A 25,981-nucleotide genomic window follows, 5' to 3' on the forward strand; every position below is an offset into this window, starting at 1 on the left:
ACCGGGAGGGTGCTCCCTAGAGATCGCCATTCCATTCAAGCGATCTGGAACATTTTCCCGGTTGCCGCGTCTTTCCCAAGCAAACGCAAAGGATGATGTCATGCTGAAATGGGCTCTGATATTTTTGGTGATTTCAATCATCGCCGGCTTCTTCGGTTTCTCAGGCGTCTCCGCAGCGACTGCGACGATCGCACGCGTTCTCTTCGGCATCGCGCTGGTAATCTTCCTGATCTTCCTTGTGCTTGCGCTGATGGCCGGCCAAGCGATTTTGTGAGCCGTTGCGAACCGCGGCGCGCAGCCTGAAGCATGTCGCGCAAAACTGTGGGGCGGTTTTGCGAACACGACATGTGGAAAGTGAAGACCTGAACGTCGCAAGCGAGTGTAAGAGATCGCGACGCTTTTTCGGCCCTTTTCGACACACAAATCAGAGAGGTGGAGATAGGCGGCGCGGCCCCTCGCCCTTCTACTCGGCCTTCCGGTAACGGGTGGCGCCCCGTTTGATCCCGGATATTCCATATGCCATCGTCATTCGTTCTCTCGCCAAGGTAACCTGACCGCGGTGCATATTCACGACAAGACCGCCCGGAGCCAGGGATGCATGCCGGTCCGCTTTCTCAGCAGCCTGTCGATCGATATCGATCCCGCACCCGAAGCCGCGAGCACGAACATGCCGCCGGCAATCGCCAGGTCCTTCTCGAAATGCAACAACTCGTTCTGGCTCGCAAAATTCGTGTGGAAGAGCAAGGCGGTCGCCAGGCAGAAAAGTGCCAGTGCCAGTGCGCCAAGCCGGCTGAAGAAGCCTGTCGCGATAGAAAGGCCGGCGCCGATCTGAAGGGCAATGGTGGCAAGCGCGACCGGCGCCGATAACCCCAGTTTTGCGAAAATGTCGATGGTCGCCGTGATATCTGCCGCGAGCGACCAACCTTCGTGCAGGAAGATCAGCGACAGCAGAAGCCTGCCGAGGAGGAGAATGAGATCGGCCAGTCGGGGCCGGCTTGAGGCGCTTTCCATCATACCCTCCGGCTTGAAGAGCAGGTGGTTAGCCCGCTCATGGCAAGGCGCATTATAGCAGGCTCGCCCCGACATTGATCGCAAGTGCCAGGATCGTCGTGTTGAACAGGAACGACAGCACGGCATGCAGCAGCGTCAACTTGCGCATGCTGGTCGAACTGACCGCGACATCCGCCGTCTGCGCGGCAACGCCGATGGTGAAAGAGAAATAGAGGAAATCCCAATAGCCGGGCTCTTCGATCCCGTCGGGAAAGTTGAGACCGCCCTCCTCGTCCGCCCCGCCATAGAAATAATGGGCATAGTGGATGGTGAAGAGTGTGTGCAGGAAGATCCAGGAGATCAGGATCGTCAGAACCGCGACACCTGCCCGCGCCAACGCGACGTCAGGCGCCGCCTCCTTGATCGAATGAAGCTCGAGGCCGATCCCGGCGATGCTGGCAAGTGCGGCACCGATCGAAAGAGCCAGCAGGACGGTGTCGGAGAAATCGAGATCCGCCGAGCGTTTCCGGATGCCTTCAACCGTCGCCCGCAGCATCTTGCGCCAGCTGAGCGCGACAAAAACGCCGGCGCTGACATTCCAGCCGAACAAGATGTTGCCGGCGCTGACTTCACGCGAGGTCACAGCCAAGAAGCCCACCAGTCCGGCGAGAACGGCGATGATGAAGCTCGCATGCTTATAGGCATATGCCGCAAGCGAATTTGCCCGTTCCTCATCCGCCATTTCGGTCTCCGACAGCATATGCCCTTGATAACAGCATGAAAAAGGCGCGCCTGCCAGCCGGCAGCCGCGCCTTCGATAGTGGCCGGGCCTTATCAGGCGGCGGCGAGCTGCAGTTCCTTCTGCACCATGGTGCGCAGCGTTCCGAGATCCTTGGCGAAGGCGCGGATGCCTTCGGCGAGTTTTTCCGTCGCCATCGCGTCTTCGTTCATCATCCAGCGGAAGGTCTTCTCGTCGACCGAGACCTTCGGGTCCGGCTTGCGGCTCTCCGGCGAGAGCTTGCGCTCCAGCTTGCCTTCATCCTTGGCCAGCTCGTCGAGCAGGTTCGGGCTGATGGTCAGGCGGTCGCAGCCGGCAAGTGCTTCGATTTCGCCGGCGCTGCGGAAGGAGGCGCCCATGACGATCGTCTTGATGTCGTTCGCCTTGTAGTAGTTGTAGATTTCACGGACGGAGATGACGCCCGGATCTTCCTCGGCCGTGTAGTCCTTGCCGGTCGACTTCTTGTACCAGTCGAGGATGCGGCCGACGAAGGGCGAGATCAGGAACACTTTGGCGTCGGCGCAAGCGATCGCCTGGGCCTTGCTGAAAAGAAGCGTCAGGTTGCAGTCAATGCCTTCCTTCTGCAGCACTTCCGCGGCGCGGATGCCTTCCCAGGTGGAAGCGAGCTTGATGAGGATTCGGTCCTGGCCGATGCCGCGATCCTTGTAGGCGGCAATGATTGCGCGCGCCTTGGCAAGCGAAGCCTCGGTATCGAAGGAAAGATCGGCGTCGACTTCGGTCGAGACGCGGCCCGGGACGAGCTTCACCAGGGCTGCGCCGACGGAGATGGCGAGACGATCGGCGACGGCGGAAGAAACGGCTTCGGGATTGCCGCCCTGCTTTTTGCCCCAGGCGACGGCTTCCTTGATGGCGTCGGCGAACATCGGCGTGCCGAGAGCCTTGAGCACGATGCTCGGGTTCGTCGTGCAATCGACCGGCTTCAGGCGGGCGACGGCTTCGATGTCGCCGGTATCGGCGACCACGGTGGTAATCTCGCGAAGTTGGTCAAGCTTGGATGTCATGGTCAATAATCCTTGTTGAACTTGGGCTGCGACCGGCGCGCGTTCCGCCGGGCAAAGGTGATCTACCGACAGGTTGTTTGCATGCTGCAGGCGAAAATGCGCGCATCCGTCACGGATGATTCATAAACGTGAAGGACAGTGGCCGTGTTCCGGCCGCGAACGAACGGCTGCTCGCACGCAAGCGATACCGCTTGCGGCTGGAAGGCCGGTCGTGACTTTCGGCATGCCCGCACTATGTCCTCCTCGGACGGACAAGAACGACGTGTGTCACCCGGACTATCGCCATTCGCCTTACGAAAAGTCAAGGACATTTGTGCATTTCAATTGACATAAGTGTCACACCCGTCATTATCCCCGGCAATAAAAGCGTCGCTAAGGCCTTTCATCCCATCAGGGATTTAGGGCAGGAAATCGTGCGGAGGAGATGTGGTCAAGCTCAAACGCGGCACGCACACGGCCTATTCGGAGGCATCCTCGCTGCGGCTCAGGGCGGCATGGCTCTATTACAACGAGGGCCTGACCCAGAAGGACGTCGCCGAACAGCTCGGCATCAGTCGCACCACCGTCATCCGCCTGCTCGACGAGGCAATGAAACGCAGCGAAGTCCAGATCTGGATCAACGATTCCATCGGCGACTGCGTTGAACTTTCGGTGAAGCTGGAGCACGCCTACGGCCTCGACGAGGCGATCGTCGTCCCCGCGCCGACCAATGGTGACGTCAATTCACTGGCCAGGAATGTCGGTCTGGCGCTTGGCCAGTTCCTCTCCGAAGCCATCCCCGACGATTACACCATCGGCGTCGGCTGGGGCCGCACCATGACCGCCTCGCTGTCGAGCTTCCGGCCGCCGCGCCGCGCCAATTGCAAGGTCGTCTCGCTCTTGGGCGGCATCGTTGCAGTGCACCAGACGAACCCGATCGATTACACATGGCGGCTGGCAAACCAGCTCGGCGCCGAATGCTACATGTTCCTGGCGCCGCTTCTCGTCGACTCCATCGAGACCAAGCGCAATCTGATTGAGAAATGCGGACTGGATACGATCTATCGTCTGGCCGAGAACCTCGATCTGGCGATCGTCAGCTGCGGCGATATCGGCCCGCATTCGACCTCGCTGTCGGAGGGCTGGATCTCGAAGGCCGAGCTGCAGGAACTGATCGATGCCGGCTGTGTCTGCGACACGATGTTCAACTTCCTCGACAAGGATGGCAATTCGGTCGACCACTCGATCAATCGGCGCGTCATGTCCGTCGATCTCGACACGCTGAAGGAGGCCAAGCATATCGTGCTCTCCTCTGGCGGCGCCCATCGGGCCGTGGCGATCCGTGCGACGATCAAGCGCATCGGCTGCAACACGCTGATCACCGATGAAAGTGCTGCACGCGCATTGCTGGAATTGGCAGAAGCCTCGCCGCCCGTCTCTTCTCCCCAGCGGGGAGAAGTGCCGGAGCGATGAGCGGCGACCACGCCGCTCCGTCCTGGAAATCCCTCAGGCGTGCGCCGATTCCCAGCCGAGCATCGCCCGCTTGCGGGTGAGGCCCCAATGGTAGCCCGTCAGCGCCCCGTTCTTGCCGAGCGCCCGATGGCAGGGCACCACGAAGGAGATCGGGTTTGCACCGACCGCCGCACCCACGGCGCGCTGCGCCGTCGGGCTGCCGATATCGTTGGCGATATCGGAATAGGTGACGGCCTTGCCGAACGGGATTTTCAGCAGGCTCTGCCAGACGCGCACCTGGAAGTCCGTGCCGATCAGCACGACACGCAGCGGCTGCTCCGAGGACCATTTGCCAGGCTCGAAGATGCGGGCTGCATAGGGGATCGTCGCCTGCAGGTCTTCGACATATTCGGCGTTCGGCCAGCGGCAGGTCATATCCTCGAGGCAGGCCCTCTCGTCGCCGGAATCGCTGAAGGCAAGGCCGGCAAGGCCGCGATCGGTCACCATGATCAGCGCCACGCCGAAGGGGCAGATGTGGAAGCCGTAGCGGATGATGAGACCGCCGCCCTTGGCCTTCCATTCGCCGGGCGACATCGCCTCATGCGTGACGAAGAGATCATGCAAGCGGCTCGGCCCGGAGAGGCCGACCTCGATCGAGGTCTCGAGCAGCGGCATGTCTTCCTTGCGCAGCAGCCGCTTGGCGTGATCCAGCGTCACCGCTTGCAGGAAGCCCTTGGGCGACAGGCCTGCCCAGCGGGTGAAGGTCTTCTGAAGCTGGGTCGGCGACTGGTTGAGCCGCGCCGCGATCGCCTCCAGCGAAGGCTGGTCACGGTAATCCTCGGTGATGAGTTCGATCACCCGACGGACAATGTCATAATCAGGGCCGTCAGGCGTGATGTCTGTCTGCAGGTTGACAATCATATTCATGGTCTTTCTCCTTGTAACAAGGAGATAGTCAAGTGGGGATGAGCAAACCACCCGATTCTTGCGCATCCGCCGGATAGGTTCAGATCCGCTGCTTGACCGTCGCCAGCGCCCCCTTGAAGGCCTTGGCGAAGCTTTCGCGATCATCGGGATTGAGGAAGGAGCCGATATCCGTGCGCCGGCCTTCGCCGAAGATATGCATGGAAAGGATGCCGATCTCCTGGTGCCGGCGAACGAGGAAGCGCGTCCAGAACGGATTGAAATGATGCTCCACCATCCGTCCCGAGGGCGCAAACTTGCGCACCGACACGTCCGTGCGCGATACCGTCACCTGTTCGCGCGCTTTCCCGGATCGGTAATTCAGCCAGAAGGCGCCGTAGAGAAGCAGGAAATCCAGTCCGAAGAACAAGCCGATCGGCCAGGCTCCCGTCGCGATGAAGAACGTGCCGTAAAGCAGGCAGACGGCACCGGATAGGATAAGCAGCACCTTGAAGCCCCGGCGGCCGAGCGACCGGTGGGGAAAGAGCTCGGCAGCGAAAACAGGCTGCTCATTGAAGCTGTCGGCGTTGCTTTCCATCATGGCTGCCGATTATAGAGTTTCCATGGCGAATCCGAAACTCAAATCCGTTACCAAGACGCCGCAGGACGCGAATGTGATCGCCCGCCGCAAACCGGCGGGGGCGGTGCGCACGGCCTATTCGCCGGCCGACCGCGAGGAGATCTTCCGCCGCTTCTCGGTACAGCGGCCGGAACCGAAAGGCGAACTCGAGCACACCAACCCCTTCACGCTCGTCGTCGCCGTGGCACTTTCGGCGCAAGCGACCGATGTTGGCGTCAACAAGGCGACGCGCGCGCTCTTCAAGATTGCCGATACGCCGGAAAAGATGCTCGACCTCGGTGAAGAGCGGCTGCGCGACCACATCAGGACGATCGGCCTCTACCGCAACAAGGCAAAAAACGTCATCGCGCTCTCGCAGATGCTGGTCGACCAGTTCGGCGGCAAGGTGCCGGAGACGCGCGACGAACTGGTGAGATTGCCAGGCGTCGGCCGCAAGACCGCCAATGTCGTGCTTTCCATGGCCTTCGGCCAGGCGACGATGGCCGTCGACACGCACATCTTCCGTATCGCCAATCGCATCAGGCTCGCCCCCGGCAAGACACCTGACGAGGTCGAGGAACGCCTGATGAAGGTGATCCCGAAACATTACCTCTATCATGCGCATCACTGGCTGATCCTGCACGGCCGCTATACCTGCAAGGCGCGCCGGCCCGAATGCGAGCGCTGCGTCATCGCCGATCTCTGCAAATCGCCCGAGAAGAGCTGGGATGTGCCGGCACCGCTCGTCGAGCTACCGCCGCAGGTGATCGGCGAGGCCGTCGAGTAGGACAGCGATCGTCTGCTCGTAATACCGCCTTTCGGCGCCCGCCTCGATCGCGATCGCCGCGCGATCGAAGGCCGCCGATAGCAGCGACGTCAGCGGTTCGAGCATAGCGCCGGCCTCTGGAAGCATCGCTGCAAGCCCTGTCCGCAGCGTCGCTTCCGCATTCTCCGCATCGATTGTCGCACTCGCCAGCGGGCCGAGAACGGCAGGTGCCTCGATCAGCAGCAGCCGCGTGCGCCCTTGCGCCATCATCGCATCGAAATAGGCCGAGGCACCGGCGAATAGCATGGCACGCGGCGCGTCGTAGGACGCCGAGCGCGCCTCGATCGCAGCGGCCACCGCGCGCGCCTCGCATTCGATGACTGCGCGAAACAGCGCCTTCTTGTCTTCAAAGTGATGATAGAGCGCGCCACGCGTCACTCCCGCCGCCGTGACGATCTCCGGCGTCGCGGTTTCTGCATAGCCTTTCTCGACGAAGAGACGTCGACCGGCATCGATCAGTGCCTGTCTCGTCTGCTCCGTTCTCTCGCGATTGCTGCGGCTCATGCTCATCTCTTTACATACAAACAGAATGTATGTTAAGAGATAAAAACATACAGATTGTATGTAAAAAAAGGAGGAAAACGAGATGAAATCGACGAGCTATTATCCTGTCATCATGACCGACGACGTTGCCGGCACCGCCAGCTTTTATTGCACGCATTTCGGCTTCAAAGCTCTGTTCGAAAGCGACTGGTATGTTCACCTGCAATCGGCAGAGGAGGAGCATATCGCGCTTGCCATCCTTGACGGCAGCCACGAGACCATCCCGGCCACAGCCCGCGGCAGGGTGTCCGGCCTGCTCCTCAATTTCGAGGTCGGCGATGTCGATGGGATCTATGCAGCCTGCCGGAGCGCCGGCCTGCCAATTCTGAGAGAAATCCGCGACGAGGATTTCGGCCAGCGGCATTTCATCACCGCCGATCCAAACGGCGTGCTGATCGACATCATCAAGCCGATCCCGCCGAGCGCCGAATTCGCGGCGATGTATGACGCCTCCGCCCTGCCCGCTTGAGCCTCACAACCCGGGATCCTTAGCGGAGACCAGCTTGTGCAGATGCACCATCATGCCGGCGGCAAAAAGCGGCGTCAGAAGATTGACGATCGGGATCGCCAGGAAAAGGGCGATCATCAGCCCGCCGAGAAAGACGGTGGAGGCATGCTTGGCGCGAAAGAGCCGCGCCTCATCCGGCGAACGGAAGCGCATGGCGGCGAATTCGAAAAATTCCCGTCCGAGCAGATAGCCGTTCACCAGAAAGAACGCGACCAGATTGACGCCGGGGATGAACAGCAACAGCAATGCCACTATATTGCCGAGAATCACCACACCGAGGAACTTGATCGAGCTTGCCATCGCCGGACCGAGCGGCATGGCGGTGCCCGGCGTGTCCTTGGGATAGTCGCGCTTTTCGATGACATCGGCGACGTCGTCGAGAAACAGGCCGGCGATCAGCGCCGTCACCGGCGACAGCAGCAACGCCAGCATGAGGGCAAGGCCGATACCGGCAAGAATTGCGAAGATGAGAGCGAACCACCCCGCCCAATCCGGCATATCGGGAAAGAAGCTCGTCAGCCAGGGAAAGAGAAAGGTCATGAAGGCTCCGCGCAGCGCGAACCAGAGGCTGACAAGCACGAGGATCGTCAGGCCGAGCACCTTCCAGAAGACAGAACGCGTTTCCGATGCGAACAGATTGGCGAGCGAAAGTCGAGCGGCGTCAAGAATCATGTCTCAGGCGTCTCCGGGTTGCGCCGAAGATGTAGGAAAGATGGAGGCCACCGACAAGAGAGAATAAAATTGCATTCAGTAATAGAAAACTTGTCGAAAACTAAATACTAATATAATATTGTGACACATATGAAATACGCACGGGCCTGAGAAGCAGCTTCCGAAATAGTTGCCAAGACAAGGGGTCGCAACAGCGCATCCACGGAACGCCTCTGAGGAAGACGGGGAGGCTGACGTGGAAGACTTTGTGCAAAAACTCAGGCAATACGCAAAAACCGGCACACCGGCCGAGCGACGTATCGCGAAATATTTCACCGAACATCTGAACGACCTGCCGTTCGAGACGGCTGCGTCCGTTGCCGACAGGCTGGATCTCTCGCCGATGACCGTCGGGCGCTTCCTGCGCTCGCTCGGCTATCAGGGATTGGACAGCGTCAAGGTGGAGATTCGCGAGACCGTGACGACATCGCCGGCGCAATTGCAGAGCGCCATGAGCGAGCTGCATGCCGACGCCGCGGCGGGCAAACCGCTCGCCGTTCTGGTTGCCGAACAGATCCAGGCCCTCCATCATATCTATCATCTGACGGCGCAGCCGCACTGGTCGGAAGCCGTCGGCCTGATCAGCACCGCCCGCGAAGTGTCGATCGCCACTCATGCGCGGCTCGCAAGCCTGGCCAATCATTTCTGCCAGCGGCTGACACAAGCCCGCGACGGCGTGCGCACGCTGGACGCCGCCGACAATCGTTTCGCGGAGCTTTTCGCACGGCTGGCGGTCGACGACGCGCTGCTCGTCATCATCGATTGCCGCCGCTTCGCCAAGGCACGGCTGCTTGCCAGAACGGCGCGGCGCTACGGCTATAAGGTGGTACTCATTTCGCCGCAGCAGGCGGACTGGATGGCGGACCAGTCGAACGTCATGCTGTCCTTGCCGCCCGCGCGCGCCCCCGATCTCGACAATCTTCCGCCGCTGATCGCGCTGCTCGATTGCCTGTCGGAATCCGTCATCCTCCAAGTCGGAGAGGAGGCGGCACTTCGCCGCCGCCGCATGATGGAATTCGCGACCGTCCTCGGCGAGACCGCCAGTCACTAAAGCATGTCGCCCAAAACGGCCGGTTTTGCGACAACAATATGCGTGAAACCAAAATCTATTGCATCGTTTCCAATTCGGCGCGGTGCCGGTGCATGGCGAGAAGGCGACGGTAGTCGCGGTCGTAGAGCGCCTGCTTCGCCGTGTCGGGAAGCCGTTCGTCGGCGCCCGGATACATCGCCTCGCCGGCCGCCGCCAGATCCTTGTACAAGCCGCAGGCGACGGATGCTGCGATCGCCGTGCCGAGCAGCACCGCCTCGTTCATCTTCGGCACCACGACCTTGCAGCCGGTCGCATCGCTATAAAGCTCCATCAGCACCGGGTTTTTCACGTGCCCGCCGGCGATATGAAGCGTATCGGTCATGTAGCCGTATTCCTTCATCATTTCCAGGATATGGCGGATGCCGAGCGCAATCCCCACCGCAGACCGCCAATAGAGCGCGCAGAGCCCGTCGAAGGACGTATCGAGCGTCAGTCCGCTGACGACGCCGACCGCATGGGGATCGGCGAGCGGCGAACGATTGCCATGGAAATCCGGCAGCACGAAGATCCGCGCACCGAAGGCATCGCCCTCCTCGGCCCGCAATTCGGCGATGCGCGCGACGATCCTCTGATGCAGCGCCGCCGTCGGCTCACCGCCGGCCGCATGCATGCGCACGATGTGGTCGAGCAGCGCGCCGGTCGCCGATTGCCCGGCCTCCACCAACCAGGATTGCGGGAAGACAGCCTCGTAGTAGGGGCCCCACATGCCATGGCTCGGCTTGCGCTCCCGCGAGAAGGTAACGATGCAACTCGACGTGCCGGCAATCAGCGCCAGTTGGTGCTCGCGTTTGACAGGATCTGCGGCATAGCCGCCGAGCGCGCCGAGTGCGCCGGCATAGGCGTCGATCATCCCAGCAGCGACACGGCAATCCGTCGTCAGCCCCAGCGCTTCCGCCGCTTCCTCGGTCAGCCGGCCGACGCTGTCTCCGACAGGCGTGGTCTCATCCGGCAGATGGCCGCGCGTCCGAAGATCCTCGAGGCCGATCCGCTCCAGGAAGTCTTGCTGCCAGCCCTTTTCGAGATGGGCGAGATAGTTCCATTTCGCCGTCAGCGTGCAACGCGAACGGGCGGACGATCCGGTCGATTTCCACGTCATGAAATCGGCGAGATCGAAGAAGTAGCCGGCCTTTTCCCATGTGGCGGGCAGCTTCTTCTTCAGCCACATCAGCTTTGGCATTTCCATTTCCGGCGACATCACCTGGCCGGAATGTTCGAGCACCCTATGCCCCGTCGCCGTGCAGAAATCGGCTTCCTTCAGCGCCCGGTGATCGAGCCAGACGATCGTGTCGAAACGCCTCTCGCCGCCTGTGGAAACGCTGAGCTGCCGACCCTCGAGATCACGGACGACGAGCGAACAGGTGGCGTCGAAGCCGATCGCTCCGACCGAGGCGGCGGCGATGCCGGATTGCTCCATCGCTCTGCGCACCGCCGTGCAGGCGGCCGACCAGATGTCTTCGGAATCATGCTCGGCATGGTTTTCGCGCGGCCGGTTCATCGCGATCGGATGCTCGGCCTTGGCAAGCAGACGGCCGCGTGCATCGAAGACGCCGGCGCGCGCGCTGCCCGTGCCGATATCCACCGCAACCACATGATCACGCATCAAGTCTTGGTCCCGTCCAGCTTATGGTTGCGGACAAGGTGTATCAAATCCGGCATGGCGTCAAACACCACATCAGGCGAAAGGCGGTCGAGTTCGGCACGATATCCGTTGAAATTGGCGTGTGATCCGCCGGTGAAGGCAAAGACCGTCATGCCTGCCGCCTTGGCGGCGGCAATGCCGGCCGGGCTGTCTTCGACGACAAGGCAATGAGCCGGCTCGACCTGCATTTCACGCGCCGCATGCAGGAAGAGATCAGGCGCCGGCTTGCCGCGCTTGACCATCGTTGCGCTGAAGATGTCGGGCAGCCTGTCGAGAAGCCCGGTCACCGACAGCGACAGCCGGATTCGCTCCATCTGGCTGGACGAGGCAACGCAGCAGCGAACGCCCAGCCCGTCGATCGCCGCGGCGATACCGTCGATCGGCTTCAGTTCCGTGCGAAAACGGGCGTAGAGTTCGATGCGGATACGCTCGAGGAATTCCTCGTCGGCATGGACGTTGAATTCGGTTTCCAGCGTATCGATGAGGGTCGACAGGCTACGGCCGAGAAAACGCTCATAGGCCTGGTCCTCGGTGATCGAGACGCCGAGATCGTTCATCGCCCCGACGAGCACGCTGATCGAGATCGGCTCGCTGTCGACGAGTACGCCATCGCAATCGAAGATCACCAGCCGTGTTTCAGCATCAGCCATGCAAGACCCAACCTGAGTTCAATTCGGACGCGTTACCGTCCCGCTTCACTCGCAAGGCCGGATGAATGGCGGCAGTAGAGACCGCCACCAAATTCCTTACACTGCGAGCTTGCCGTCGAGATAGAGCTGTAGCGTCTCCCGCGTGCCTTTTTCCCACAGGGTTTTGAGAGCATGGGCGAAACGCTTGCGGAAAAGTTCGGACTTCGCCACTTCGCCGAAAATATCGTCGAAGACGAGGAAGGCCGACGGATCGTCCTTGGCTTTCAGCGCTGCCGCATGCAGGCGCTCTGCGCTCGCGTCGTTGAAGACGATATCCTTGCCGCTGTCGGTCTTGCCGGCGAAATAACGGCACCAGAGTGCTGAAACCAGCGCCAGACCGACGACGTCCCTGCCCTGACGCAGATTGTCGAGCGTCGACGGCAGGATGAATTTCGGTTGGCGGTTCGAGCCGTCCTGCGCCAGACGAGGAATGGTGTCGGCTATTTTCGGGTTGAGCAGGCGATGTTCGATCAACGCGAAATAATCCGTCAGCGACGTGTTCGGCACCGGCGGCACGATCGGAATGATCTCGTCTTTCTCGAGCTTGGCGAGGAAGGCGCGGATCAACGGGTCTTCCATGGAATCATGAACGAAATGAATGTCCATCAGCGCCGCCGGATAGGCGATCGCGGCATGCCCGCCGTTGAGGATGCGGATCTTCATGTGCTCGTAAGGCGTAACATCGGCAACGAAGGTGACGCCGACCTTTTCCAGCGCCGGCCGGCCGGCGGTGAACTTATCCTCGAGCACCCATTGCTTGAATTCTTCGCAATAGACCGGCCAATTGTCCTCGATCTGGAAATTGTCCCGGAGGAAATCGACCTCGCGCTGGCTGGTCGCTGGCGTGATGCGGTCGACCATGGCATTCGGGAAGGCGACATTCGCCCGGATCCAGTCGGCAAAGGCAGGGTCCGAAAGTGCCGCCGTGCCGACGACGGCATTGGCGGTGACGATGCCATTATGGGGAATGTTGTCGCAGGACATGACGGTGAAGGGGCCGATGCCCTTGTCCTTGCGCGCCTTCAGGCCGGCAACGATCAGGCCGAACACCGTCTTCGGCGCGTTGGGATTCTCTCCGTCTGCGGCGATCGCCGGATGGGCAGGATTGAACGTACCTGATGCATCGATGAAATAACCGCCCTCGGTGATCGTCATCGAAACGATGCGGATTTCGGGATCGGCAAGCCTGGCGACGACCGCAGCGGCATCGCCGACCGGCAGGATGTCGATCATCGGTGCGGTGACGCGTGCCGCCGTCTTGTTGTTGTCCTGCTCGACCACCGTCGTCAGGAAATCCTGCGCCGCAAGCTTTTCGCGCATCGCGGCATCCGACGGCAGCACGCCGGCGCCGACGATCGCCCAGTCGTGATCCGTGCCCGCGTTGAAGAGATCGTCGAGATAGATCGCCTGATGGGCACGGTGGAAATTGCCGACGCCGAAGTGCACGATGCCGGCTTTCAGCGACGCCCTGTCATATCCAGGGCTGGCAGCAGTGCGCGCCACATCCGAAAGCGTTGCCAGCGATAGTTTGCACGTCATGTTTCAGTCCTCTTGAAGGTCTTGCCGAGACGGCCGGGCGCCATCGTCCGGCTCGCATGCCTGCCCTCCGGCCCGGCCGGCTGGCCTCAGATAGCAAGACCGCCTTCGTTGAATTTATGAATACGCGAACGGTCCGGTGTCAGGAAGACCGTATCGCCCGCTTTGGCGGCGAAATCACCGCTGCCGCGCGCCGTCAGCATGCCGATGCCATCGGCATCGATATGCAGGAAGGTGTCGGAACCGAGATGTTCGGCGACCACGACCCTGCCCTTCCAGTCGCCGCTTTCCATCGACAGCAGCACATGTTCGGGCCGGACGCCGATGGTATGAGCGTTGAGCGCGGCGGCATTTTGGCCGGTGATGAGGTTCATCTTCGGCGATCCGATGAAGCCGGCGACGAACAGGTTGCGGGGGCGGCTGTAGAGCTCGAGCGGCGATCCGACCTGCTCGATATTGCCCCTGTTCAGGACGACGATCTTGTCGGCCATGGTCATCGCCTCGACCTGGTCGTGGGTGACGTAGACCATCGTCGTCTTCAACTGCTGGTGCAACTCGCTGATTTCGAGGCGCATGTTGACGCGCAGCGCGGCATCGAGGTTCGACAGCGGTTCGTCGAACAGGAAGGCGGAAGGCTGGCGCACGATGGCGCGGCCGATCGCGACACGCTGGCGTTGGCCGCCGGACAGCTGGCGCGGCTTGCGCTCGAGATAGTCGGTGAGATTAAGCACCCGGGCGGCATCGCTCACCTTGCGGTCGATCTCCGCCTTGTCGATACCCGCCATCTTCAGCGGGAAGGCGATGTTGTTGCGCACGCTCATATGCGGATAAAGCGCATAGGACTGGAACACCATGGCAAGGCCGCGCTCGGACGGCGCCTTTTCGGTGGCGTCCCTGCCGTCGATGACGATCTTGCCGCCGGAGACGTCCTCGAGCCCGGCGATCAGCCGGAGCAACGTGGACTTGCCGCAGCCCGACGGGCCGACGAAGACGACGAACTCGCCGTCCTTGATGTCGAGATCGATCGAAGGGATGACCTTGGCTTCGCCGAAGACCTTGGAAACCTTCTGAAGGGTAATGCTGCCCATGTTTCTCTCCCTTTTATGTTATTTCACAGCGCCGAAGGTCAGGCCGCGGACGAGTTGCTTCTGGCTGAACCAGCCAAGGATAAGGATCGGCGCGATCGCCATCGTCGATGCCGCCGAGAGCTTGGCGTAAAACAGGCCTTCGGGGCTGGAATAGGAGGCGATGAAGGCCGTCAGCGGCGCCGCCTTCGAGGCGGTGAGGTTGAGCGTCCAGAACGCCTCGTTCCAGGCAAGGATGATGTTCAAGAGCAGCGTCGAGGCAATGCCGGGCACGGCCATCGGTGTCAGCACGTAAACGATCTCCTTCATCAGCGACGCCCCATCCATGCGCGCCGCCTCGAGGATCTCGCCGGGGATTTCCTTGAAGTAGGTGTAGAGCATCCAGACGATGATCGGCAGGTTGATCAGCGTCAGCACGATCACCAGGCCGGTGCGCGTGTCGAGCAGGCCGAAATTGCGGAACATCAGATAGATCGGGATCAGTGCGCCGACCGGCGGCATCATCTTGGTCGACAGCATCCACATCAGCACGTCCTTGGTCCGCTTAGTCGGCGAAAACGCCATCGCCCAGGCGGCAGGAATGGCGATGATCAGGCCGATCAGCGTCGAGCCGAAGGAGATGATCACCGAGTTCATGAAGTGGCCGAGATAGTTCGACCGGCTCTGCACCTCCGCGTAGTTCTCCGTCGTCCAGTGGAAGAACAGGAACTGCGGCGGCGAGGCGATGGCGTTGGCTTCCGACTTGAAGCTGGTGAGAAACGTCCAGAGAATCGGGAAGAAGATCAGGATGCCGAGCGTCCAGGCGATCGCGGTGACGATGAGCTTGCGCTTGGTTGTGACTTTTCTGGCCATCTCAAGCCTCCAGATTCTTGCCGACGAGGCGCACGAGGAAGATCGCGACGATATTGGCGAGGATAACAGCCACGATCCCGCCGGCCGATGCCCCGCCGATATCGAACTGCAGCAGCGCCTGGGCATAGACGAGATAGGTGAGGTTGGTGCTGTCGGTGCCCGGCCCGCCATTGGTGGTGACGAGGATTTCGGCAAAGACCGAAAGCAGGAAGATCGTCTGGATCAGGATCACCACGGTGATGGCACGCGCCATGTGCGGCAGGATGATGTAGATGAACTTCGAGATCGGCCCGGCGCCGTCCATCTCGGAGGCTTCCTTCTGCTCCTCGTCGAGCGACTGCAGCGCGGTCAGCATGATGAGGGTGGCAAAGGGCAGCCATTGCCAGGCGACGATCAGAATGACGGAAAACAGCGGCGCATTGGCCAGCCAGTCGATGGGCTGCAGGCCGAGCGCCTTGGCAAGATGGGCAAACAACCCGTTGACCGGGTTCATGAACATGTTCTTCCAGACCAGCGCTGCCACCGTCGGCATGACGAAGAACGGCGCAATCACCAGGATGCGCACAATGCCCTGGCCGTACATCGGCTGGTCGAGCAGCAGCGCAAAGGCGATGCCGCCGATAACGGTGATCAACAACACGCCGGCGACAAGCAGCAGCGTGTTGATCAGCGCGGCGAAGAAGGCCGGATCCGTCAGGAAGTACTGATAGTTCAGAAAACCGACGAAGCTTTCCATGCCGGGGCTGAGCAGATTGTAGTTCAGCAGCGAGAAGTAGATCGTCATCGCCAGCGGGACGATCATCCATGCAAAGAGGAGCAGCACGGAGGGCGCAATCATCAGGCGCGCGGAAGAGCGGGTATGTAACGTTGCCATGGCAATCACCGATCTGGACTGAAGCGGGGAGCGGCCGCAAGGCAGCTTTATCTGAAAAAGGAGGCCGCCGATGCAGTTCGGGCAATCGGCGGCCCAGAGGGGCGGATCGTCAAGGATCCGCCTCTTGCTCGGGAGGCTTTACTTAATGTAGCCGGCCTTGGTCATTTCGCGGGTGGCCAGCTGCTGTGCGCTCTGCAGCGCCTGGTCGACCGAAAGCTGTCCGGCAAGAGCTGCCGAGAACTGCTGGCCGATCGCCGTGCCGATGCCCTGGAATTCCGGGATCGCCACGAACTGGACGCCAACATAGGGAACCGGCTTGACAGTCGGCTTGGTCGGATCTGCGGAGTTGATGCTGTCGAGCGTCATCTTCGCAAACGGAGCGGCCTTCTGGTATTCCGCATTCGCATAGAGCGAGGCGCGGGTGCCCGGAGGTGCATTCAGCCAGCCGTCCTTCTCGGCAACGAGGTTGCTGTAATCCTTGCTCGTGGCCCAGGCGACAAACTTCTCGGCGGCTTCGGCCTTTTGCGAACCTGCGGGGATGGCGAGGCTCCAGGCCCACAGCCAGTTGCCGCGCTTGCCGAGACCCTTGTCCGGAGCCAGCGCAAAGCCGACCTTGTCGGCGACGGTCGATTCCTTCGGGTTGCTGACGAAGGATGCGGCAACGGTGGCGTCGATCCACATGCCGCATTTGCCGGTTTGGAAGAGCGCCAGGTTCTCGTTGAAGCCGTTGGAGGAAGCGCCCGGAGGGCCGGCATCCTTCATCAGCTTGACGTAGAAGTCGAGCGTATCCTTCCATTCGGGCTGATCGAACTGCGGCTTCCAGTTTTCATCGAACCAGCGGGCGCCGAAGGAGTTGGACATCGCCGTCAGGAAAGCCATGTTCTCGCCCCAGCCGGCCTTGCCGCGCAGGCAGATGCCGTAGACTTCCTTGTCCTTGTCGGTGATCTTGCGGGCAGCGTCGGCAATGAAGTCCCAGGTCGGGGCGTCCGGCATTTTCAGGCCGGCGGCGTCGAACAGATCCTTGCGGTACATGACCATCGAGCTTTCGCCGTAAAACGGCGCCGCATAAAGCTTGCCGTCCATGGTCAGGCCGCTGCGGATCGCCGGCAGCAGGTCGTCGACGTCGTAATTGGCGCCGAGATTGTCGAGCGGCACCAGCCAGCCCTGCTTTGCCCAGATCGGAACTTCATAAGTGCCGATCGTCAAGACGTCGTACTGGCCACCCTTGGTCGCGATGTCGGTCGTAACCTTCTGGCGCAGTACGTTCTCTTCCAGGGTGACCCATTCAAGGTCGATACCGGGATTCTTCGCCTTGAAATCATCCGTCAGCTTCTGCATCCGGATCATGTCGCCGTTGTTCACGGTTGCGATTGTCAGCGTTTCGGCCGAAGCCATACCGGCAAACGCCAGTGCTGAGCAGGCGCCCAGCAAAAAAGTTCTCAATGTCATAATCTTCCTCCCAGAAGATGGGGTGTGAGCATTCGCTTCGCTCATGGGCAATTACTCAATAAACAACAAAGAATGTCAATCGGCAATCGTTGCTGCAGTGCCGAAGGCAACGGTTATCATATTGATTTAAATATAATATTTTTTGCTCAGTTCTTGAGCAAAAACTCGGCAGTCTCTTCGTCGGTGATCAGAGCGTTGATTTGATGGCCGACAACGGCAGCTCTGATCGCCTTGAATTTACGCTTGCCCTTGGCCAACCCAATGACCACCGACGCGTCGCGGGACGGGATCGGCGCCGACGCGACGCGCTCGTTGATCGGGTTGTCGATCAACCTGCCTTCGACATCGAAGATCCAGCCGCAGATTTCGCCGACGGCGCCCCGCGCATCAGCTCCATCATCTCGTCCTTCTCCAGAAAACCGTCGACGCAGAGCGGCCCATCGATGCCGAGCTCGCCGATGCCGACGAAGGTGACATCGGCTTGCGCGCTCATGTTAAGCGTCGAGCGCACCAGCTGTTGGCCATGCAGCAGCTCCCGCTCCTCCGCCGAGGTGACGAGCACCGGCAACGGCATCGGATAATGCCGCGCCTTCACCGCATCGGCCATGCTGAAAATGACGTTGTAATAGGCGGCCGATCCGTCCGGGGCGATATTGCCGGTCAGCGAAACGATGCGGTGATTGGGACATTCGATCGCCGGCAGCTGGTCGACGGCCGCCTTCAGCGTGCGGCCGGTCCCGATGGCGAGTACGATCGGCTCCGGCCGTTTCAGCCACCGCTCGATCTCGGCAGCGGCCGCCTCGGCGATACCGACCGTGGTCGACGACGATGCGGGATCGCTCGGCACCACCTCCACATGTTTCAGCCCGAATTTCCGCCGCAACTGACTGCCGAGCTCCAGGCAGGCGGCGATCGGATGATCGAGCCGCACCTTGATCAGGCGCTCGGCGACCGCCAGCGACACCAGCCGCTGCGCCGATTGCCGCGAGATGCCCATCGCAGCGGCGATTTCATCCTGCGTACGCCCGGCGACGTAATAGAGCCAGCCGGCACGCGCCGCATCGTCGAGCCGTGCAGGGGTCTCGGATCTTTTTACCATCTATTGCCTACCGCGCAAAATGAGCCGGCGTGCCGCCGCCGAACATGATTTGAGTCTGTATCGCGCCAGATCAAAACAAAATTCCGGCAAATGTCGAGCCTGTTGCAAAGAGGTCGGCCAAATAACCGCCATCACTCAAGCAAACTCAGTTTAGGCAAACCATTGCACGACGAGATAGATCGCCGCCTTCACCAGACCGTAAATCACCCCGCCGGCAACGATAAGCGACACGGCCGTCATCACGAAGCCGATGAGCGCGAAGAGCCCGTCACGGCCCAATATGCCGAAAGCGAAGACCGAGATCGTGGCCGCCGGCAGGATGTTGCCGAGCGGGACCGGCAGCAGCAGCACGATCGACAGCAGCAGGCATGCCGCCCCGGCAAGATATTCCGCCGGCGGCTCGGCGAAGATCGCAAGCCTCGGCTTCAGCATGCGCTCGGCCCAGGCGAGCCAGCGGTGGATGCGGCCGACAATGGTCTCGAAATCCTCCCGCCGCATCGAACGGTTGGCTATCACCTTCGGTAGCCAGGGTTTCAGCCCGAAGGTCAGTTGTGCTGCCAGGAAGACCAATGGCGCGCCGAGCACGGCCGAGGTGCCTGGCGGAGTGGGAAAGGCGTTCGGCAGCGCGAAGATCAGCATCAACGCGCTGATCGCCCTGTCGCCCATCGTGTTGAACAGATCGCCGATCGAGATCCGTTCGCGGCTCTGATCGGCGGCCATCTGCCGCAAAATGGATGAGAGGCGGCGGCCTTTGGGACGTGCTCTTCGGATGGTACTGTTTTCTCTCGTATCGATGGTCGTGGGTCCGGCAGTTGATGAAAGTGTAGGGCCGGATTTTGGCGATGCAATATGCCAATTGAATGACTTGCGGGGTTAGAAATTGCGGCTGCGATCCGAGCCGATGGGCTTGGGCTCACCGGACTTCTCTAACGTCTTGCCATCACGGATGGAAGACGGAAACCCGTCCCGCCTATCCCATCTCCCCACCTGTGGCAGAGATATCAAGCAGAACAGAGGGGATGCCACACGGCACGACCCTAAGGCCGGCGGCACCACCGCCGAATGAGCGCTTGAAATTCCCCGCCAACAATGCAAGCAGACGCTGGGAGACCAGAGAAACGGCAGGGTGGCAATGATCATTTCATTCGACATCGGCGGCACCGCCATCAAGGGCGGCATCGCCCGCTCCGAGACAGACATCCTTCCGCTCGGCCGCCGCCCGACGCCCAGGGATGATTTTGCCGCTTTCGTCGAGACCCTGCGCGGCATCATCGCCGAAACCGGTGAGCAGCCGAGCCGCATCGTCCTTTCCATCGCCGGCGTCGTCGATCCCGATACGCAGCGCCTGATCTGCGCCAACATTCCCTGCATCCACGGCCGCACGCTCGCAGCCGACCTCGAAGCCGAGCTCGGCCTGCCGGTGCTGATCGCCAACGACGCCGATTGTTTCGCGATGGCCGAAGCCGGTCTCGGCGCCGGCCGCGGCCACCGCATCGTCTTCGGCGCCATCCTCGGCACCGGCGTCGGCGGCGGCCTGGTCGCCGACGGACGCCTCGTCAACGAGGCCGGCGGCTTTGCCGGCGAATGGGGTCACGGGCCGATCATCGCATCTGCGGCCGGCAATCCGCCCGTCGCCATTCCCGCCTATGCCTGCGGCTGCGGCCAGAAGGGCTGCGTCGACACCGTGGGCGGCGCCCGCGGCCTGGAGCGCCTGCACAAGACGCTGCACGATCTCGACCTTGCCAGCGAGGAGATCATCGCCCAGTGGCGCCATGGAGAGGAGAAGACGACACGGACGATCGACGTCTATGTCGATCTCGTCGCCTCGCCCTTAGCGCTGACGATCAACATCACCGGCGCGACCATCGTGCCGGTCGGCGGCGGGCTTTCCAATGTGGAGCCGCTGCTTGCCGAGCTCGACCGCGCCGTGCGCGCCCGCATCCTGCGCAAGTTCGACCGCCCGCTGGTGGTGCGCAGCGAATGCCGCATCGAACCCGGCCTGATCGGCGCGGCACTTTTGGGGCTGAAGGCGGAAGCAGCGGCTCTTTAAAGCACCGGCCACATCCGGACGATCGCGGCGAACCGATTCCAGTCCTTGCGTGCAGAAGGCGTCCAGGCAGCCTCGGCGATTGCCGGGAGCCGCGGAAAAACCAGCCGGTTGAAATAGGCGCGGGAAAGGAAGTTCTCGGTCCAGATGCAGGCCTGGATGCCGCGCATCTTCTCCTGCAGCGCCTCCGGCAGCTCGCCCTCGGCCTCGTAAGCGTAGGTATGTTCCGGCGGTGCGTAGCCCGCCCAGCTGGCGCCGGGCTCGGCCCAGGCCTCTGCCTGCGCCATGTCGAGATAGTAGGCCTGCCCCGGCGTCATTACCACGTCATAGCCCTCCTGCGCGAGCTCGATGCCGACCTCGGACCTTTCCCAGGCCATCAGCAGCGTGCCGTCGCGGTCGACGCCGCCGCCATGCGAGACCTCGTTCCAGCCGACGAGTTTCCTGCCGCGCTCCGACAGCATGGCTTTGATACGTTTCAGGAAATAGGATTGCAGCTCGGCGGTGCCGGCCAGGTTCTCCCGCTCCATCAGTGCCTTGCAAAGCGGCGAGGAAAGCCAGGAGCCATGCGCCACTTCGTCGCCGCCGATATGGAGATATTCGCCGGGAAACAGGGTCACCATCTCGTCGAACACCTTGCCGAGAAATTCATAGGTGAATTCCACCGCCGGATTGAGGGCGTTGTTCGGATAACCCTGCACCGAGCGGTAGCTGTCCGGCGCCTCCTGCCCGTCGACGAGCTCGGGCAGTGAGAACAGCGTCGCCATGCTGTGGCCCGGAATATCGATTTCCGGCACCACTTCGATATGCAGCGAGGCTGCATGCGCAACGATCCGCTTGGCGTCCTCCTGGGTGTAGTGGCCGGCGCGCGTTTGCGCCCCGTCGCCAAGCTGCGGCACGAGCACTTCATCCGGCCCGCGCCGGGCGCCGATCTCCGTCAGCGCGGGATAGGCCTTGATCTCCAGCCGCCATGCTTCGTCATCCGTCAGATGCCAGTGGAAGATGTTGAGCTTGTTCCAGGCGAGAATATCGATCAGCCGCACGACGTCCGCCACCGGATAGAACTGCCTGGACACATCGAGATGGCAGCCGCGCCAGTCATAACGCGGCTGGTCGGCGACCGTGCCGAAACTGGGGAATTTGAAGCGTTCGCGATCGGCGCGGGCGCCGTGGAGCAGTTGCGCCAGGCTGATCAGCCCGTAATGCCGCCCGGCGGCATCCGCACTGGAAAGCACGATCTCATGCGCCGTAAAACGCAATTCATAGGCAAAGGCGGCGATCGACGATTCGGTGACGAAACGAATAGCCCGCCCGCCTTCGACGGCACTGAGGGAAAACGGCACGTCGTCGGCCAGGTAGAGCCGTTGGTAAAGCGCAAGAACCAGCGAGAGCGCCTTGACCGCATCGGGCCGCGTCCGCACGGCCGGATAGAGGACGACCGGCAGCTCTCCCGCCTTCAGCCCGAGCGCCAGCGGCCAGGGCAGCAGCGAATAAGGTTCCTCGGCCCGGCCCGGCGGCAGAAGCGGCGGCGCCACGCCGCCATCCCGGCCTTCGAGCACGAGATCGCCGAAACCAACAGAAACGTGGCGTCCGTCGCCAAGTGTCAGATAGGCCGACTTGACGCCTGATGTCATATGTTTCGGCTCCCTGGTCAGCCCCTCGACGCTGAACCGCCAGCGCCCGCCGGGCGGCACGCTCAGGTCTTCAGGCGGCAGGAATTCATGGAAATGCGCGACCTGCCGCTTGAGGCTGCCGCCATCGCAGACATGTTTGTCGGCAACCCGCGTCTCTGACGTATAGCCGAGCGAGAAGCCAGACAGCGGCTCGGTCGAAAGATTGAAAAGCGTGAAGGTGAGGCGCCCGAAACTGCCCTCGATCGGGCTCCAGCTTGCTTCCAGATGATAATCGGCCATGGTCGTGCGCTGCCTCGTCGCTGAGTGGCCGGGATCGCGGTTGGTCTCCCGGCATGCTTTCGCAGCTTAGCTTTTTCGAGGCGGCAATGGAAATCGGCGCGCAACTCCAAGACGGAGCAGGCAGTAAAGACTGCGCGGCGCTGTAGGCAGTGACGCACTTTGATGAGGAAGCTGTCACTTGCAAGGAAAACGGCGCGGCTTTCGCCGCGCCGTCCTCACTCTGCTGCCAACGCCGGCGGATGTCTGTCATCCGCCTCTTCCTGGATGGCGTCGGCATGCTGGCCTGGCTCGTCCTTAGCCTTCGGCTCCCGGCCGAAGAAAAGGGCGTAACCGGCGGGCAGAACCAGAATGGTAAGCACGGTCGCAACCAGGATGCCGCCCATCATCGCGTAGGCAAGCGGACCCCAGAAGACACCGCGCGAGATCGGGATCAGCGCCAGCACTGCCGTCAGCGCCGTCAGCATGATCGGCCGGAAACGCCGCACGGCCGCGCCGACGATCGCCTCCTGCCGGTGCATGCCGGCCTTGATATCCTGGTCGATCTGATCGACCAGGATGATCGAGTTGCGCATGATGATGCCGAGCAGCGCGATGACGCCGAGGATCGCCACGAAGCCGAAGGGCGCGCCGCTGATCAGCAATGCGGCAGCAGCACCGATGATCCCGAGCGGACCGGTGGCGAGCACCAGCATCGCCTTGCCGAAATGCTGCAGCTGTATCATCAACAGCACGATGATGACGGCGAGCATGATCGGCGCCTTGGCGGCGATCGACATCTGGCTTTCCGCCGCATCTTCGGCGCCGCCCTGGATCTCGACATTGTAGCCGGCAGGCAGGCTGTCGCGCAGGTCCTTCATGTCGGCATACATCTTCATTACCACGTCGTTCGGCTGCACATCGTCAGGCAGCGTGGCGCGCACGGTGATCGTCGGCAGGCGATTGCGCCGCCATTCGATGCCCTGCTCCATGACGGGCACGACCTTGGCGACCTGCGAGACAGGCACGAAGCCGCCGAAATCCGTCGGCACATAGACCGAGTTGACCGCCGACAGCAGCGAGCGGCTGGCATCCGGCTCGCGGGCGACGATCGAGACCGTCTCCTCACCATCGCGGAAATCGTCGAGCGCAGCCCCCGACATGGCGGTCTGCAGCATCTGGCGCACGCGCTGCGACGTGACGCCGAGTGCTCGGGCGCGGTCCTGGTCGATCACCAGCTTCATTCCCGGCACCTCTTCCAGCCAGTCGTCATGGATGGCGCCGAGCATGGGATTGGCCTGGAAGCGTGCCTTTACCTGATCGGCGATCTCCCTGACTTCCTGGCGGTCAGGCCCCATGACCCGCATCTGCACCGGCCAGCCGGTCGGCGGACCGAGGAAGAGGCGGTCGACCTTGCCGCGAATGTCGGGGAAGTCTTCCGCAAGGATCGTCCGCAGCTTGACGATCAGCCGCTCGCGTGCCGGTTCGTCATTGGCCATGACGAGCAGCTGGGCGAAGTTCGGATTACGCAGCTGCTGGTCGAGCGGCAGGAAGAAGCGTGGCGCGCCTTCGCCGATATAGGTGGCGATGAACCGCTTGTCGGTATCATCCATCATCTTGGCTTCCAGCGCCTTTGCCTGCACCTCGACTTCCTTGATGCTGGTGCCCTCGGGCAGCCAGAGATCGACGAGGATTTCCGGCCGCGATGATTGTGGGAAAAAATTCTGCGGAATGAACTGGAAGGCCCAGAGGCTGGTGACGAAGGTGCCGAGCGTCAGCAGCAGCACGATGACCCGGTGGCGCACCGCCCAGCCGACCGTGCCCCGCAGCCGACGGTAGAAGCCGGTGTCGAAGGCGTCGTGATGCTTGCCGGCGTGATGGCGCTGCTTGAGGATCATATAGCCGAGCCACGGAGTGAAGTAGACGGCGACGAACCACGAGGTGACAAGCGCGATGCCGACGACGTAGAACAGCGACCGCACATATTCGCCGGCCGTCGAGGCGGCGAAGCCGACCGGAATGAAGCCGGCCGTGGTGATCAGCGTACCCGTCAGCATCGGGAAGGCGGTCGAGGAATAGGCGAAGCTTGCCGCCTCGATCTTGACGAGCCCCTCCTCCAGCTTTCGCTCCATCATCTCGACGACGATCATTGCATCGTCGACGAGCAGGCCGAGCGCGATGATCAGCGCGCCGAGCGAGATGCGCTGCAGGTCGATGCCGAGTTCGTACATCAGCGCAAAGGTGGCGGCGAGCACCAGTGGAATGGCGATGGCGATGACGAGGCCCGATCGCCAGCCGATCGACACGAAGGAGACGACCAGCACGATGATGAGAGCTTCGCCGAGCGCATGCATGAATTCGCTGACCGCATCCGTCACCACGTCGGGCTGGTTGGCGATCTGATCGACGGCGACGCCATAGGGCAGCGCCTCCTCGAAGCGCTGATAGGTCGTCTCCACGCCCTTGCCGACATCGGTCACATTGAAGCCCTTGGCCATCACGACGCCGACCTGAACGCTGTCGTGGCCGTTGAAACGGTACTTGCGCTGGTAGGGATCTTCGAGCCCGGAACTGACGGTGGCGATATCGCCGAGGCGCGTCACCTGGCCTCCGGCGCGAAGGCTGAGTTCGCGGATATCGGCTGCCTTCTTCACGTCGCCTTCGACCGATATGCGCACCGAGCGCAGGCCGGTATCAACCGAGCCGGCCGGATCGACATTGTTCTGGCCCTTGATGGCGTTCTGCAGATCGAGGATCGTCAGGCCGCGCTCGGCGAGCGCCTTGGATGAGACGTCGATATAGATCTTCTCAGGCTGGTCGCCGATGATGACGGCTTTCTCGACGCCCGGCGTCGTCAGCAGCATGTCGCGCGCCTGGATCGCGAATTTCTTCAGTTCCGGATAGGAATAACCGTCGCCGCTGATCGAATGCAGCGTGATGAAAGTATCGCCGAACTCGTCGTTGAAATAGGGGCCGAGCAGGCCCTGCGGCAGCTCGTTGGAGATGTCGCCAACCTTCTTGCGTACCTGGTAGAAGGCATCCGCCACCTCTTGCGAATTCGTGTCGCCCTTGACCTGTAGAGTGATGATCGCGCTGCCTGCCCGCGTATAGGACTTGACCCAGTCGATATGCGGCGTTTCCTGCAGCTTGCGCTCGATCTTGTTGACGACCTGATCTTCCATTTCCTGGATGGAAGCACCCGGCCAGATCGCCTGAACGACCATGACGCGGAAGGTGAATTCGGGATCCTCGCGCTGGCCCATGCGCATCAGGCCGAGCACGCCGGTAATGATGATCAGCCCGAAGAGGAAGCGGGCGATGCTCGGATGTCCGATCGCCCAGCGCGACAGATTGAAGGGCCGCTTTTCGGTGGTGGTGGCGTCCATGGTCCTGTTCTCTCTTTA

General features: G+C 61.8%; 23 protein-coding genes and 1 pseudogene. 6 read left to right on the plus strand and 18 right to left on the minus strand.

All coding sequences use genetic code 11. From position 1 onward, the window contains the following. The first annotated feature begins 100 nt into the window (after positions 1–100). A complete protein-coding gene (locus tag BA011_RS17085) occupies positions 101–274 on the plus strand; it encodes a DUF1328 domain-containing protein (protein WP_065282577.1) in 174 nt (57 codons plus the stop codon). Between the two features lie 293 nt (positions 275–567). On the opposite strand, the gene BA011_RS17090 is transcribed toward BA011_RS17085, so the two are convergent. The 3 genes from BA011_RS17090 to tal all read right to left on the minus strand — a co-directional run bounded on the left by BA011_RS17090 (position 568) and on the right by tal (position 2,790). Next, on the minus strand, positions 568–1,014 hold the full coding sequence (locus BA011_RS17090) for a DoxX family protein (RefSeq protein ID WP_065281326.1): 447 nt from the start codon (positions 1,012–1,014) through the stop codon (positions 568–570). Positions 1,015–1,063: 49 nt separating this feature from the next. Beyond that, positions 1,064–1,732: a DUF1345 domain-containing protein gene (locus BA011_RS17095; RefSeq protein WP_065281327.1), complete on the minus strand. Its 669-nt coding sequence runs from the start codon at positions 1,730–1,732 to the stop codon at positions 1,064–1,066. A gap of 92 nt (positions 1,733–1,824) precedes the next feature. Further along, positions 1,825–2,790, minus strand: a complete 966-nt coding sequence (gene tal, locus BA011_RS17100; RefSeq protein WP_003543075.1) for a transaldolase — start codon at positions 2,788–2,790, stop codon at positions 1,825–1,827. Between the two features lie 426 nt (positions 2,791–3,216). Between tal and BA011_RS17105 the strand changes: the two genes are divergently transcribed. Beyond that, entirely contained in the window at positions 3,217–4,242 is a 1,026-nt protein-coding gene (locus BA011_RS17105; RefSeq protein WP_065281328.1) for a sugar-binding transcriptional regulator, read from the plus strand. Positions 4,243–4,275: 33 nt separating this feature from the next. Here the strand turns inward: BA011_RS17105 and BA011_RS17110 are convergent, their stop codons facing one another. Both BA011_RS17110 and BA011_RS17115 read right to left on the minus strand, forming a co-directional pair. After that, positions 4,276–5,148, minus strand: a complete 873-nt coding sequence (locus tag BA011_RS17110) for a methylated-DNA--[protein]-cysteine S-methyltransferase (protein ID WP_065281329.1) — start codon at positions 5,146–5,148, stop codon at positions 4,276–4,278. A 79-nt stretch (positions 5,149–5,227) separates the two neighbouring features. Beyond that, the gene (locus BA011_RS17115; RefSeq protein ID WP_065281330.1) at positions 5,228–5,725 is read right to left on the minus strand and encodes a DUF2244 domain-containing protein; all 498 of its coding nucleotides are present in this window, start codon (positions 5,723–5,725) and stop codon (positions 5,228–5,230) included. On the opposite strand from BA011_RS17115, the gene nth reads away from it, so the two are divergent. Beyond that, complete coding sequence (nth, locus tag BA011_RS17120; RefSeq protein ID WP_186806450.1) at positions 5,724–6,530, plus strand: endonuclease III; 807 nt, start codon at positions 5,724–5,726, stop codon at positions 6,528–6,530. The two genes, BA011_RS17115 and nth, sit on opposite strands and share 2 nt — an antisense overlap. On the opposite strand, the gene BA011_RS17125 is transcribed toward nth, so the two are convergent. Beyond that, positions 6,495–7,073: a TetR/AcrR family transcriptional regulator gene (locus BA011_RS17125; protein ID WP_065281331.1), complete on the minus strand. Its 579-nt coding sequence runs from the start codon at positions 7,071–7,073 to the stop codon at positions 6,495–6,497. The genes nth and BA011_RS17125 overlap by 36 nt on opposite strands. A gap of 82 nt (positions 7,074–7,155) precedes the next feature. Here BA011_RS17125 and BA011_RS17130 point away from each other — a divergent pair, with 82 nt between their 5' ends. After that, entirely contained in the window at positions 7,156–7,581 is a 426-nt protein-coding gene (locus BA011_RS17130; RefSeq protein ID WP_065281332.1) for a VOC family protein, read from the plus strand. Positions 7,582–7,584: 3 nt separating this feature from the next. Here the strand turns inward: BA011_RS17130 and BA011_RS17135 are convergent, their stop codons facing one another. Then, positions 7,585–8,292 (minus strand): sulfate transporter family protein, encoded by a 708-nt coding sequence (locus BA011_RS17135; RefSeq protein WP_065281333.1) that lies wholly within the window; start codon positions 8,290–8,292, stop codon positions 7,585–7,587. Positions 8,293–8,527: 235 nt separating this feature from the next. On the opposite strand from BA011_RS17135, the gene BA011_RS17140 reads away from it, so the two are divergent. Further along, positions 8,528–9,382, plus strand: coding sequence for a MurR/RpiR family transcriptional regulator (locus BA011_RS17140; protein WP_065281334.1), 855 nt, complete (start codon positions 8,528–8,530; stop codon positions 9,380–9,382). A gap of 55 nt (positions 9,383–9,437) precedes the next feature. On the opposite strand, the gene BA011_RS17145 is transcribed toward BA011_RS17140, so the two are convergent. The 9 genes and pseudogenes from BA011_RS17145 to BA011_RS17185 form a co-directional block, all read right to left on the minus strand. After that, on the minus strand, positions 9,438–11,021 hold the full coding sequence (locus BA011_RS17145; RefSeq protein WP_065281335.1) for an FGGY-family carbohydrate kinase: 1,584 nt from the start codon (positions 11,019–11,021) through the stop codon (positions 9,438–9,440). Further along, positions 11,021–11,710 carry an HAD family hydrolase gene (locus BA011_RS17150; RefSeq protein WP_065281336.1) on the minus strand — a complete coding sequence of 230 codons (690 nt, stop codon included), beginning with the start codon at positions 11,708–11,710 and terminating at the stop codon, positions 11,021–11,023. Before BA011_RS17150 ends, BA011_RS17145 begins: the two co-directional genes overlap by 1 nt. A gap of 96 nt (positions 11,711–11,806) precedes the next feature. Then, the gene (locus BA011_RS17155) at positions 11,807–13,288 is read right to left on the minus strand and encodes a mannitol dehydrogenase family protein (RefSeq protein WP_065281337.1); all 1,482 of its coding nucleotides are present in this window, start codon (positions 13,286–13,288) and stop codon (positions 11,807–11,809) included. An 86-nt stretch (positions 13,289–13,374) separates the two neighbouring features. After that, complete coding sequence (locus BA011_RS17160; RefSeq protein WP_065281338.1) at positions 13,375–14,373, minus strand: ABC transporter ATP-binding protein; 999 nt, start codon at positions 14,371–14,373, stop codon at positions 13,375–13,377. Between the two features lie 18 nt (positions 14,374–14,391). Beyond that, positions 14,392–15,222, minus strand: coding sequence for a carbohydrate ABC transporter permease (locus BA011_RS17165; protein ID WP_065281339.1), 831 nt, complete (start codon positions 15,220–15,222; stop codon positions 14,392–14,394). A gap of 1 nt (position 15,223) precedes the next feature. Next, a complete protein-coding gene (locus BA011_RS17170) occupies positions 15,224–16,096 on the minus strand; it encodes a carbohydrate ABC transporter permease (protein WP_017989489.1) in 873 nt (290 codons plus the stop codon). A gap of 138 nt (positions 16,097–16,234) precedes the next feature. Beyond that, entirely contained in the window at positions 16,235–17,545 is a 1,311-nt protein-coding gene (locus BA011_RS17175) for an ABC transporter substrate-binding protein (RefSeq protein WP_065281340.1), read from the minus strand. Between the two features lie 146 nt (positions 17,546–17,691). Beyond that, positions 17,692–18,644, minus strand: a pseudogene (locus BA011_RS17180) (sugar-binding transcriptional regulator). A gap of 150 nt (positions 18,645–18,794) precedes the next feature. Beyond that, a complete protein-coding gene (locus BA011_RS17185; protein WP_186806451.1) occupies positions 18,795–19,373 on the minus strand; it encodes an exopolysaccharide biosynthesis protein in 579 nt (192 codons plus the stop codon). A 403-nt stretch (positions 19,374–19,776) separates the two neighbouring features. On the opposite strand from BA011_RS17185, the gene BA011_RS17190 reads away from it, so the two are divergent. Further along, complete coding sequence (locus BA011_RS17190; protein WP_065281342.1) at positions 19,777–20,694, plus strand: ROK family protein; 918 nt, start codon at positions 19,777–19,779, stop codon at positions 20,692–20,694. Here BA011_RS17190 and BA011_RS17195 read toward each other — a convergent pair. Next, positions 20,691–22,601 carry a beta-N-acetylhexosaminidase gene (locus BA011_RS17195; RefSeq protein ID WP_065281343.1) on the minus strand — a complete coding sequence of 637 codons (1,911 nt, stop codon included), beginning with the start codon at positions 22,599–22,601 and terminating at the stop codon, positions 20,691–20,693. The two genes, BA011_RS17190 and BA011_RS17195, sit on opposite strands and share 4 nt — an antisense overlap. A 215-nt stretch (positions 22,602–22,816) precedes the next feature. Further along, complete coding sequence (locus BA011_RS17200; RefSeq protein WP_065281344.1) at positions 22,817–25,963, minus strand: efflux RND transporter permease subunit; 3,147 nt, start codon at positions 25,961–25,963, stop codon at positions 22,817–22,819. Positions 25,964–25,981: the final 18 nt, after the last annotated feature.

Origin of the sequence: Rhizobium leguminosarum (assembly GCF_001679785.1) — a bacterium.
Taxonomy (GTDB): Bacteria; Pseudomonadota; Alphaproteobacteria; order Rhizobiales; family Rhizobiaceae; genus Rhizobium; species Rhizobium leguminosarum_R.

What these genes read in the sequence shown, in the direction of transcription:
- BA011_RS17155 (WP_065281337.1), bottom strand. Translation starts at nt 13,288, where the DNA reads ATGACGTGCAAACTATCGCTGGCAACGCTTTCGGATGTGGCGCGCACT.
- BA011_RS17165 (WP_065281339.1), bottom strand. Translation starts at nt 15,222, where the DNA reads ATGGCCAGAAAAGTCACAACCAAGCGCAAGCTCATCGTCACCGCGATC.
- BA011_RS17110 (WP_065281329.1), bottom strand. Translation starts at nt 5,148, where the DNA reads ATGAATATGATTGTCAACCTGCAGACAGACATCACGCCTGACGGCCCT.
- BA011_RS17095 (WP_065281327.1), bottom strand. Translation starts at nt 1,732, where the DNA reads ATGGCGGATGAGGAACGGGCAAATTCGCTTGCGGCATATGCCTATAAG.
- BA011_RS17200 (WP_065281344.1), bottom strand. Translation starts at nt 25,963, where the DNA reads ATGGACGCCACCACCACCGAAAAGCGGCCCTTCAATCTGTCGCGCTGG.
- BA011_RS17125 (WP_065281331.1), bottom strand. Translation starts at nt 7,073, where the DNA reads ATGAGCCGCAGCAATCGCGAGAGAACGGAGCAGACGAGACAGGCACTG.
- BA011_RS17085 (WP_065282577.1), top strand. Translation starts at nt 101, where the DNA reads ATGCTGAAATGGGCTCTGATATTTTTGGTGATTTCAATCATCGCCGGC.
- BA011_RS17160 (WP_065281338.1), bottom strand. Translation starts at nt 14,373, where the DNA reads ATGGGCAGCATTACCCTTCAGAAGGTTTCCAAGGTCTTCGGCGAAGCC.
- BA011_RS17130 (WP_065281332.1), top strand. Translation starts at nt 7,156, where the DNA reads ATGAAATCGACGAGCTATTATCCTGTCATCATGACCGACGACGTTGCC.
- BA011_RS17150 (WP_065281336.1), bottom strand. Translation starts at nt 11,710, where the DNA reads ATGGCTGATGCTGAAACACGGCTGGTGATCTTCGATTGCGATGGCGTA.
- BA011_RS17195 (WP_065281343.1), bottom strand. Translation starts at nt 22,601, where the DNA reads ATGGCCGATTATCATCTGGAAGCAAGCTGGAGCCCGATCGAGGGCAGT.
- BA011_RS17145 (WP_065281335.1), bottom strand. Translation starts at nt 11,021, where the DNA reads ATGCGTGATCATGTGGTTGCGGTGGATATCGGCACGGGCAGCGCGCGC.
- BA011_RS17170 (WP_017989489.1), bottom strand. Translation starts at nt 16,096, where the DNA reads ATGGCAACGTTACATACCCGCTCTTCCGCGCGCCTGATGATTGCGCCC.
- BA011_RS17135 (WP_065281333.1), bottom strand. Translation starts at nt 8,292, where the DNA reads ATGATTCTTGACGCCGCTCGACTTTCGCTCGCCAATCTGTTCGCATCG.
- tal (WP_003543075.1), bottom strand. Translation starts at nt 2,790, where the DNA reads ATGACATCCAAGCTTGACCAACTTCGCGAGATTACCACCGTGGTCGCC.
- BA011_RS17175 (WP_065281340.1), bottom strand. Translation starts at nt 17,545, where the DNA reads ATGACATTGAGAACTTTTTTGCTGGGCGCCTGCTCAGCACTGGCGTTT.
- BA011_RS17090 (WP_065281326.1), bottom strand. Translation starts at nt 1,014, where the DNA reads ATGATGGAAAGCGCCTCAAGCCGGCCCCGACTGGCCGATCTCATTCTC.
- BA011_RS17115 (WP_065281330.1), bottom strand. Translation starts at nt 5,725, where the DNA reads ATGATGGAAAGCAACGCCGACAGCTTCAATGAGCAGCCTGTTTTCGCT.
- nth (WP_186806450.1), top strand. Translation starts at nt 5,724, where the DNA reads ATGGCTGCCGATTATAGAGTTTCCATGGCGAATCCGAAACTCAAATCC.
- BA011_RS17190 (WP_065281342.1), top strand. Translation starts at nt 19,777, where the DNA reads ATGATCATTTCATTCGACATCGGCGGCACCGCCATCAAGGGCGGCATC.